The organism is Paenibacillus sp. 01T422, from assembly GCF_056398785.1.
On sequence record NZ_JBFTQB010000271.1, the window covers coordinates 1 to 9,195 of the forward strand.

11 protein-coding genes are annotated in these 9,195 nt (G+C 41.6%); 8 read left to right on the top strand and 3 right to left on the bottom strand.

Annotated elements, in window-relative coordinates:
- The 3 genes from AC1DUA_RS16600 to AC1DUA_RS16610 form a co-directional block, all read left to right on the top strand.
- A partial coding sequence (locus tag AC1DUA_RS16600) for a M48 family metalloprotease (RefSeq protein ID WP_477500820.1) occupies positions 1-648 on the top strand: 648 nt, incomplete at its 5' end.
- A 434-nt stretch (positions 649-1,082) separates the two neighbouring features.
- Positions 1,083-1,532 (top strand): hypothetical protein, encoded by a 450-nt coding sequence (locus AC1DUA_RS16605; protein WP_477500821.1) that lies wholly within the window; start codon positions 1,083-1,085, stop codon positions 1,530-1,532.
- 180 nt (positions 1,533-1,712) lie between these two features.
- Complete coding sequence (locus tag AC1DUA_RS16610) at positions 1,713-2,594, top strand: MFS transporter (RefSeq protein WP_477500822.1); 882 nt, start codon at positions 1,713-1,715, stop codon at positions 2,592-2,594.
- A gap of 110 nt (positions 2,595-2,704) precedes the next feature.
- On the opposite strand, the gene AC1DUA_RS16615 is transcribed toward AC1DUA_RS16610, so the two are convergent.
- Positions 2,705-3,583, bottom strand: a complete 879-nt coding sequence (locus AC1DUA_RS16615; protein WP_477500823.1) for a helix-turn-helix domain-containing protein — start codon at positions 3,581-3,583, stop codon at positions 2,705-2,707.
- Between the two features lie 112 nt (positions 3,584-3,695).
- Between AC1DUA_RS16615 and AC1DUA_RS16620 the strand changes: the two genes are divergently transcribed.
- Both AC1DUA_RS16620 and AC1DUA_RS16625 read left to right on the top strand, forming a co-directional pair.
- A complete protein-coding gene (locus AC1DUA_RS16620) occupies positions 3,696-5,078 on the top strand; it encodes an MATE family efflux transporter (protein WP_477500824.1) in 1,383 nt (460 codons plus the stop codon).
- A 41-nt stretch (positions 5,079-5,119) separates the two neighbouring features.
- Positions 5,120-5,734, top strand: a complete 615-nt coding sequence (locus tag AC1DUA_RS16625) for a sugar O-acetyltransferase (RefSeq protein ID WP_477500825.1) — start codon at positions 5,120-5,122, stop codon at positions 5,732-5,734.
- A gap of 160 nt (positions 5,735-5,894) precedes the next feature.
- Here AC1DUA_RS16625 and AC1DUA_RS16630 read toward each other — a convergent pair whose 3' ends face one another.
- Complete coding sequence (locus tag AC1DUA_RS16630) at positions 5,895-6,455, bottom strand: DUF420 domain-containing protein (RefSeq protein WP_477500826.1); 561 nt, start codon at positions 6,453-6,455, stop codon at positions 5,895-5,897.
- 303 nt (positions 6,456-6,758) lie between these two features.
- On the opposite strand from AC1DUA_RS16630, the gene AC1DUA_RS16635 reads away from it, so the two are divergent.
- Positions 6,759-7,451: a hypothetical protein gene (locus tag AC1DUA_RS16635; protein ID WP_477500827.1), complete on the top strand. Its 693-nt coding sequence runs from the start codon at positions 6,759-6,761 to the stop codon at positions 7,449-7,451.
- A gap of 56 nt (positions 7,452-7,507) precedes the next feature.
- Entirely contained in the window at positions 7,508-7,852 is a 345-nt protein-coding gene (locus tag AC1DUA_RS16640; protein ID WP_477500828.1) for a hypothetical protein, read from the top strand.
- A 5-nt stretch (positions 7,853-7,857) separates the two neighbouring features.
- Here AC1DUA_RS16640 and AC1DUA_RS16645 read toward each other — a convergent pair whose 3' ends face one another.
- A complete protein-coding gene (locus tag AC1DUA_RS16645; RefSeq protein ID WP_477500829.1) occupies positions 7,858-8,340 on the bottom strand; it encodes an anthrone oxygenase family protein in 483 nt (160 codons plus the stop codon).
- A 253-nt stretch (positions 8,341-8,593) separates the two neighbouring features.
- On the opposite strand from AC1DUA_RS16645, the gene AC1DUA_RS16650 reads away from it, so the two are divergent.
- Positions 8,594-9,037, top strand: coding sequence for a cell wall hydrolase (locus AC1DUA_RS16650; protein ID WP_477500830.1), 444 nt, complete (start codon positions 8,594-8,596; stop codon positions 9,035-9,037).
- Positions 9,038-9,195 lie beyond the last annotated feature (158 nt).

Below are 9,195 nucleotides of genomic sequence, written 5' to 3' on the forward strand. Positions count from 1 at the left end.
GAGTTAGCACATGGCATCAATGGGGATCAAAATAGGAGTTACTGGGTGGGCTCCGCTTTTTTCACGTTAACTTACTGGTATACAGTTGTACGACCCGATCGACTATGGGACCCCAACTACCGGGTTCTTGCTTTTTTCATGTTCTTTGCGAATCTAGTTTTGTTAACTTTATCTCATTTCATTAATYTCCTACTGTATATCCTTAGTCATCTGTTTTGGCAAGATTCGCAACGTGCTKAGTACTTAGCTGATCAGATCGCCGCCCAGACGGCAAGTCCTAAAGCAACGATATCCTTACTAAATAAGCTACATCTTGACGCTATGTTTGAATTTACTATTTTAAAAGTAATCAATTCAAAGAGAATAGATCATTTTTTCGAAGATTTTCATGAGCAAATAAAGAGGTTACCACACAGAGAAATGGAACGGTTAAAGCGAGCTTCCGTCAAGGCTGGAGCACGATTGGATGCCTCACATCCTCCGACGCAAGACAGAGTCTTCTTCATCTCCAATTTAGAGCAAGAAGAGCCGTCATACAGAATGGATAAGGAAACTTTTGAACAACTGAATTCTGAACTAGATCAATTAAAATCGTCTTTGGAACAGAAACTTATCGATTACTATAAAAGATATGTATTGTTACAGTAAAAGTTATCGTGCAAACATGGGGAAAACGTTAAAGGGACTAGGGGAGACAGGAATGAAATCAAGTATAGTATTGGTGAATTTTATCTGCGCACATTAGAGGACGGATTTCTAGTAGATGGATTTCAAGCAGAAAAATTCATGACATGGCGGCAGCTAGTGCACGACTGGATGCCATTTTCGTTGAACTAACTGGTAATTTATTGGTTTAGTCTTAGCGGAAATCACAATCATCGGAATATTAAAATGAATCAACGACCAACGGTGGGGGTGTGGCATGGCTAAACCGGACATGGGACTAAGAATGGCACGGAGCTCGACGATTCTATGTTCGCGACCCGTTTGGTAAGCTTATCAACATTCTTTCCTATAAATATAATTACTGATGGACAATTCTAGAGGGGTGCCTGTTTGTTCAACTAATGTAAGAACGTTAGTTGAATAAGCATGAAGCAGATCCTCGGCAGTTGACCCAATATGAAATAATAAAATGTTTAACTGTTGTTGAAAAAAACGGGGGAAGTGAGGAGTGGAGTGTGCAGGTCTTTGATACACGTCAAATTAATAATTTATTGACGGGGGTTGGTCTAGCTTGTGAACTTGAGGCTACCTCTGAAATGAATCGTGCTTTCGCAAAAGTACAAGTTATAAATAAACAGAAATTCTTAAATAAGATAGAGCCTAACTCGGCTAGATTTTATTTGAGAAAATATGAGGTGCCTTCAGAATATCTAGATAATGATTGGGATGTTACGGATGACGAACTATTCGACTCTGTTCATGAGGTAGACATTATCGGAATCAAAAATCTTGAGATACAACTCGGTAAGTATTTAGACGATTTCAGAAAATTAGTCAGTGAGTGGAAATGTGACAATCCATTATAAATCAGAAACGACTTTACGCTTTGATTTTAAAACGGAGATACCCTATTGTGGATTGGTTAAGTTCCTTCCCTCGGCTGGATGAGTAATGACTATCAAAGAGAGATGATTGAGGGGACATGATGTCGAGTGACAAAAACATAGTAACATGAAATGCCGCATACATTGCGGTTTTTTTGTTTTATGTTATCAAGTTCTTGTCTATTCGGATTCGGCAATAGTATATGTGATGTGGCAATGAACGTCGAAGGGACGATGATTGAGCAAGCTGTCCGGAAATCATTGATGACTGGATTTCATGCAGCTTTTAGCGTAGGCACGTCTATTGGTGCAATTTTGGGCTGGCTTGCACTAAAAGCCAGTCTACCTGTTTTTGTGCATTTGGGAGTTGTAGGTGTGCTTGCAGCATTTCTAATCATTATACTTTCTCGTTTTGTTCCTCACGGGAGCGGTAAAGAGACTCCTGGAGAAAATGGAGAGCCTGTCCCGACGACGAAGGATCGAATGGCTGTTTGGCGTGAGCCGCGTACTATTATGCTGGGTGTTATTATTCTAGGTATGACCTTTGCAGAAGGATCAGCTAATGATTGGCTTCCGCTGATTATGGTAGACGGATATGATACAACGCCTACAAATGGAACCATTGGATATGGCAGTTTTGTTGCCGCCATGACGATCGTCAGGGCGGCGGGCGGTATGTTACTTGATCGGTTTGGTCGAGTTATTATCTTGCGATTATCGGCTATTTTCGCTTTTGTTGGACTACTCATTGTAATTCTGGCTCATCATTATGTAATAGGGATAATCGGAGTTGTACTCTGGGGGGGGGCATCGTTCGGTTTTCCAGTCGCACTATCGGCTGCAGGTGATAATCCGAAAAACGTTGCGGCCCGGGTAAGCGCCGTGGCTACAGCGGGGTACACGGCGTTTCTTGTCGGTCCACCGCTGCTCGGTATGATTGGTAACTCCGTTGGATTAAGGCTGGCGCTTATAGCGGTTCTCGTTGGGGTAACGGCTTCTGGATTGTTCTCCAAAGCGGCAAAACCTATAGATGAGACAGCATAATTATGACGGCAGCCGGCACACGATCGGCTGCCGTTGTCAGTTGAAGTAACAGGCAGTCTAGTTTGAATCTCTTGCAGTTTAACTACTGTAAACCAGTTAGTAAGAAGTAATTATGAAGTACTCTGCTGCTTACGGTAATCATTAGGAGTCTTCCCAAATTCCTTTCGGAAGACATATGAAAAATAACTAGAACTTTGGAACCCACAAGATAAAGCAATTTCACTGATAGATCTGTCAGTCTCAACTAGCAATTCACAACTTTTCTTCAAACGGTAATTTGTCAGATACTCATTTGGTGTTTGTCCAACATGTTCTCCAAACAAATTACAGCAGCGAGTTCTGCTTACTGAACCTGATGCTGCTATTTCAACTAGTGTGATCTTGTTCTCATAATTTCCATGAATGAATGCCGTCATTTTCCAAATATATAGCCAAGACTGATCAATCATTATTTGTTGACTTCTCTCCTTGATACGAGTTCCAATCAATGCACATAACGAAACAGCGAGCGATAGCAATAGAAGAGGATTACAGGTGGCGCTATGCATTTCAGCATATAGTTGATCTATGTTAAAGAGAGCCTCATTTTGCCAATGGGAATCCTCCTTAAGAACAATAAAATCCTCTGTATTTGGCCCGAACTTCTCCTCCCAATATTCTTTCCCAATCCAGTGTTCATTTCCAATTAACGAAGGATGAATACATACCACAATGTAGATACAATCTGACGAATCGGAAGAATAACCATAATGCATCCGTTTGCTGTTAACAAATATTCCTTGCCCTTTTTCTAATTGAATTGTTTCGCCCTGCACATAAAAGTTCATGTACCCGTCTAAAACGGATATGAACTCTAAATCTGTGTGCCAATGACATGCTGCCTCAAATTTATCAAACTGTTTCAACGTTCCTTTTGCAACTCTGAGATTGAAGTTCGATAAATTGTACCTGATTTGTTCAGATAGATCAGAAAATACGTCCAGTTGCAATTTAATATCCCCCGTATAATACGAATTTGATATTATTATACGCAATTTTGATGGAAAACAAATTAGATTTGTTCTATTTTTATATTGTAACAAATTAGAAAGAGGGTATGATATGTTCCGTAACATACTATCGTCAATCCAATTCGATAAGAACTTTAATCAGCAACTGATTCGTCTTGTGATACCAATCGCTTTACAGAACCTAGTTTCTGCCTTAGCGGTGACAGTAGATGTTGTCATGTTGGGTTTTATTAATCAATCTGCGATGTCTGCCGTTTCGCTAGCGGGTCAAGTAACGTTTGTACTCATGTTGTTTTATATGGGATTGGCTTCAGGAGTTGGAATCCTAACCGCACAGTATTGGGGGAAAAAAGATATAAAGACCATTGAACGCATCTTAAGCATCGGATGCCTATATGCTTTGGTCGTTTCCTTTTTCTTTTTTGGGATTTCATTATTAATGCCTGAAGTACTCATGAATCTTTTCACAAATGATGGGGAATTGATTCAATACGGTTCCAGCTTCCTGCAAGTTCTATCCTTTTCCTACTTAGTAGGGGGCATATCACAAATGTATTTCAGTGTTATAAGAAGTATGGAGAATGCACGTATAAGTGCATGGATAAGTTCCATGTCCCTCATTTTGAACATACTTCTTAATGCGCTCTGTATCTTTATTCTGTATCCAGATGATCCCGACAAGGCCATTATTGCGGTTGCATTATCGACGGTTCTTGCACGTATCATCGAATCTGGCAGTTGTATCGTTCACTCTATAAAGGGGGAAATTAAATTCAAACTCTCAAAGCGTGATACGGTACAACGTAAACTGCATAAGGATTATTTGAAATATACGTTTCCTATTCAGGGGAATTATATTGTCTGGGGATGTGCGATTACGGCAACGGCAGCGATAATCGGCCATATCAATGCAGAAATGGTGGCTGCAAACTCTGTAGCTTCCGTTGTTAAGAACTTAACGATCGTATTGTGTGGAGGCATTGCAAGCGGCGGTTCTGTTCTGGTAGGAAAATATTTGGGCAATGGCCAAATAGAGATGGCTCAAAGAGCTGGAAACATCATAACATCCTACTCAATACTATTTAGCATCTTGGCAGGCATCATGACGATATTAATCAAACCTATGGTTTTTCAAGTAGTAAGCTTAGATGATCAAGCGCAACATTATCTAAGTGGCATGCTATTTATATGTGCCTATTACTGTATCCCTAAAGCCATTAACTCTGTAATCATAGGAGGAATTTTTGTTGCAGGAGGTGATTCCAAGTTTGGGTTCTGGTGTGACATGATAGTCATGTGGGGCATTATTTTACCATTAGGATATTTAAGTGCTTTTGTGTGGCAATTGCCACCGATAACTGTATTCGCCATGATTTGTTTGGACGAAGTTATTAAAGCACCGATTGCCTTCATTCGTTATCGTCAATATAAGTGGCTAAATAATATTACACGAGACCTTTCTAAGGTAACTTAATCCTTCATTGCTAAAAAAAACGAATTTTATGAGGTGCGAAAATGAACATTAAAGAAAAGCTTCACAACGGTAGTTTATATTTACCAGGAAATGAAGATCTGGTAAAGGAGCAAACTCTTTGTCTTAATCGACTATATGATTTTAATCAGACACGGCCGCTGGAATACGATAAAAGAATAGCCCTAATGAAAGAAATGTTTGCTGAGATAGGGGAGGGATGTTACATTGAACCACCGTTTCATTCCAATTGGGGTGGTAAGCATGTTCATTTTGGAAAAAACATTTATGCGAATTTTAATTTGACGTTGGTTGACGATACGCATATTTATGTTGGAGATTACACCATGTTTGGACCAAACGTTACCGTGGCAACTGCGGGGCACCCGATTTTACCTGAACTACGAGAACAGGCATATCAATATAATGCGCCTGTCACGATCGGGAAAAATTGTTGGATAGGCGCAGGTGCCATTTTGCTTCCAGGTGTTACAATCGGTGATAATACCGTTATTGGGGCAGGTAGTATTGTGACCAAAGACCTCCCATCTAACGTAATCGCTGTCGGAAATCCATGTAAGGTGCTACGAGAGGTATCTGATCATGATAAAGAGTATTACTTCAAGGATCGAAGAATTGATTATTCAGCATTAAGCTGAGTGCGAATCATCTATAAAACTAAATTCCTTTAATCTCAGCGGGGAAATTGTGCCAACCCCTTTAAAATATAAACTTTAGACCCGCAGCCCGTTGCTGTGGGTCTCTTTTTGGTTATAGTCCCGACCTTCAAATATATAAATACATCGTTCTTGATTTCCCTTAATAATACGGTTCCATCATTACAAACACGACAACCCCGGTTAAGCTGACATATAGCCAGATCGGCATCGTCCAACGGACAATTCTACGATGTTTATGCAACTGGTTAGTCCACCCCCATACGAGAGCGAACAGGGCGAGCGGCACGATGATAGCGGCCAGAATGCTGTGAGAGATCAGAATGAAGAAATAAATCGGCCGGATTATGCCTTCACCACCGAACTTCGCCGTCTCCAAAGACATGTAATGGAACGTCAAGTAGGAGACAAGGAACAACAGTGTAGAAGAGAATGCGGCGAGAATGAACCCTTTGTGAAGTTTTACATTTTTCCGTAGGATTGCGATCAACGCGGCTAGCAGGAAGATGAAGGTGAAGCTGTTCAACAGCCCATTAATTCTTGGAAAGATGGTAAGGTCGAAATCAATCTTGCCCTTGTAGCCAATCGGTGAGAAGAACAAGAGTAAAATAACGATATTTGCGACCAATGAGATGGTGACGATGGCAGCCGTATAATTTTTGTTATTGCTAGCTTGCCTTGGTGTATGGTTGTATTCGCTCATGTAACCCGAAGATCTCCTYTCCTATCACATGGTAATGGCTTCATTATAAGCGGGTTTTGTCCAACAGCAATCAGACGTTGATGTCAAATTAGCGAAATCTTATTGACGATTTATCGTCTTTAAATGAATTAACGGGTAGAGTGGTTACAAATTAAAATTAAAAATCTGTAAAATGTTGGAACTTTCATGAATATTGAACGTCTAAATGACTAGTAGAAATTACAGGAAGATGTTTCATGAATAAATTATTTACATGATAAAGATTTGTGTTGGCTGTTAAAATCAAAAATAAGGAGTTTTGACATGAAAAAAAGAGCGCTATTTGGAGTAGTTATAGCATTATTCCCGTGTATGGCGGTAACGGAAGTATACGCAACAACAACTATAGCGGTCGAGGATTCATCTCCAGCGAAGACAATTACCTTATTTGAAAACACTACTATATTGGGTGAAACCGGGCAGACGATCGGAATCATAGCTCCTCAAACGGTTGCAATATTGGACAACAGTCAACGGAGAGTTGGGCATGGAGAAGGATATTTGGTGCCGATTTACTTGATTTCTACCTGGCTTGGAAATGCATGGATTATGCCAAACAACGCGCTTCTAGGGAATCAGAAGTCAGTTGATACGAGATTGGAGATTTTCGGTGTTGAGTCGCTCTATAGCGATCCGGGTCTTACCAAGCCTACAGGGATGCAATTGGCGCCACAAACTGTAAAAGTGAAAGCAGAGTGGGATAGCCGCTACTTGATTGAGACATTGAACGGAGAAAGATGGGTCTCACCGCGATACACGGCTTTATTCGAGGTAAAAGAGGTCCGACAGGAAGTCCAGCTAAAGAATACGACGAAGCTTTTTCGTTCTCCAGATGGTATGGAAACGGGATCCAATTTGAGCCCCCAAATGGTGACGGTCAATGAAGTCTGGCAAGACTGGTGTCGAATAGATTCCTGGTTGGGACCAGTCTGGATCGAGCTTAAGCGTGATGAGTAATAATATGACATAAAAAGGAAAGTCTAGCTCAAAAAATAGGATTTGGGAGGCTGGTCTTGACGAGGATAACATTAACTTTAATTGCCACTATACTAATTTTATTGGCTGGTTGTAAAAATAATGAACCTACAACTACCGAACTTCAGTGGGATAGTACAAAAGAAAAAGCAATTGAAAATGGACTAATCATAGAAGGGGTTAATAGATCTTCGATTATGTCCACTGAGAATGTTAATGATGAAACAATTATTTTTTTTGAAGGTCATAATGCACTTGGGGTGGCAAGTATTGCAGAAAGCCCAAAGGGATATAGCTGGTATCGAAGTCAAGCATATACAGGTTTTCAAGGGCAAGATGTGCCTTATATGACAGTAGGATTGGAAATCATTTCCAATGTTTGAAGACCTTAGCAACGGCGCAGTGCGATGATGAATGCGGCCAGAGAAGCCAGGGAGGCAATCATCCGTACATGGTTCCAGGCAACCCAGCGAGATAGATAGTGTTGCCAGACTTCCGCACCTTTGGTGCTGTCGGGTTCGACGGCGGCGAGGGCATCGTTAAGAGGCACGTTAAAGACGATCGTGACGAGAAACGTGCCGACAAAATAGAGCAGGCTGCCGATCAGTATGTACAGTGCGCCGGGCGTACCCAGCCGGAAAAACGATACGCCCCCCAGGACGATGGRGGCAAATGCAGTTCCCATGAAAACGAAGCTGAAAAGTGTTTGCAGGATGGTCGAGTTGATGGACTGCATCGCGACGATTCCTTGCGCCGCCGGGAGCCTGGCGAGCGCGACCATGACGAAGGTTGAGAAAGCGAAAAAAATGCCCGCGATCAATCCCGAGCCGAGCGCGGAGGCATAGGTGAGGCCGATGATCCATTTGGCCATAAACATCCAACTCCTTTTAATTAATTTTAGGAGAAAATTGCTTGCTCTTACAAATATATAAGGCTTTCCAAATAATGTGAAGTATATCTTTTCGAGAACGCTTCGTAGAATCTATACGGTACGGGGCTGCTGAGTTGACGAAAATATTTTCAGGTGGCAGATCGGCAATTTATTATCGCCCTCCATCTTGCCAGTGTGACACATCCGCTTCACCCAGAATATGATGAGTCTAGAAATCTAAAGAGGTGAGCCAATGGCAGTCGTAAAAGCCAGGAAACAGGATGTTGATATGTTGGCAAGATTGCTTCGAGCCGAAGCTGAGACGGAAGGCGAAACGGGCATGCTCCTTGTTGGGAATGTTGGCATTAACCGAATAAGAGCGAATTGCTCTGATTTCAAAGGAATCCGGACAATTCCCCAAATGATCAACCAGCCGCATGCGTTCGAAGCGTTGCAACATGGTTTGTATTATCAAAACGCTAGAGAGAGGGAACGCCGTCTGGCGCAACGGGCTGTGAATGGGGAGCGGAATTGGCCAGGCAAATTCTCCCTATGGTATTTCCGTCCAGGTTCGTTCGAAAATCCCGGACCTTGTCCGGCAACTTGGTATAATCAGCCCTTAGCAGGACGATGGAAGAAGCACTGTTTTTATGAACCGACTGCGAAAGAATGTGAGAATGTTTATAATACGTTTTAATTTTATAATCGAAAAGCGTGTTATAAAGACAAGGCCATCCCACAAGGATGGCCTTTATACTTGCCGTTACAGACAGTTGGAGGAGGAAATTGCCGCGGCAGTTACTCCCTATTTTAATTGAAGTCATAGGCAGTTATAAGATATTGTATGTATACAGA

Bases quoted from the DNA above. Each gene is read 5' to 3' on its own strand.
- AC1DUA_RS16630 (WP_477500826.1), bottom strand. From the start codon at position 6,455: ATGAGCGAATACAACCATACACCAAGGCAAGCTAGCAATAACAAAAAT.
- AC1DUA_RS16625 (WP_477500825.1), top strand. From the start codon at position 5,120: ATGAACATTAAAGAAAAGCTTCACAACGGTAGTTTATATTTACCAGGA.
- AC1DUA_RS16620 (WP_477500824.1), top strand. From the start codon at position 3,696: ATGTTCCGTAACATACTATCGTCAATCCAATTCGATAAGAACTTTAAT.
- AC1DUA_RS16610 (WP_477500822.1), top strand. From the start codon at position 1,713: ATGTTATCAAGTTCTTGTCTATTCGGATTCGGCAATAGTATATGTGAT.
- AC1DUA_RS16635 (WP_477500827.1), top strand. From the start codon at position 6,759: ATGAAAAAAAGAGCGCTATTTGGAGTAGTTATAGCATTATTCCCGTGT.
- AC1DUA_RS16650 (WP_477500830.1), top strand. From the start codon at position 8,594: ATGGCAGTCGTAAAAGCCAGGAAACAGGATGTTGATATGTTGGCAAGA.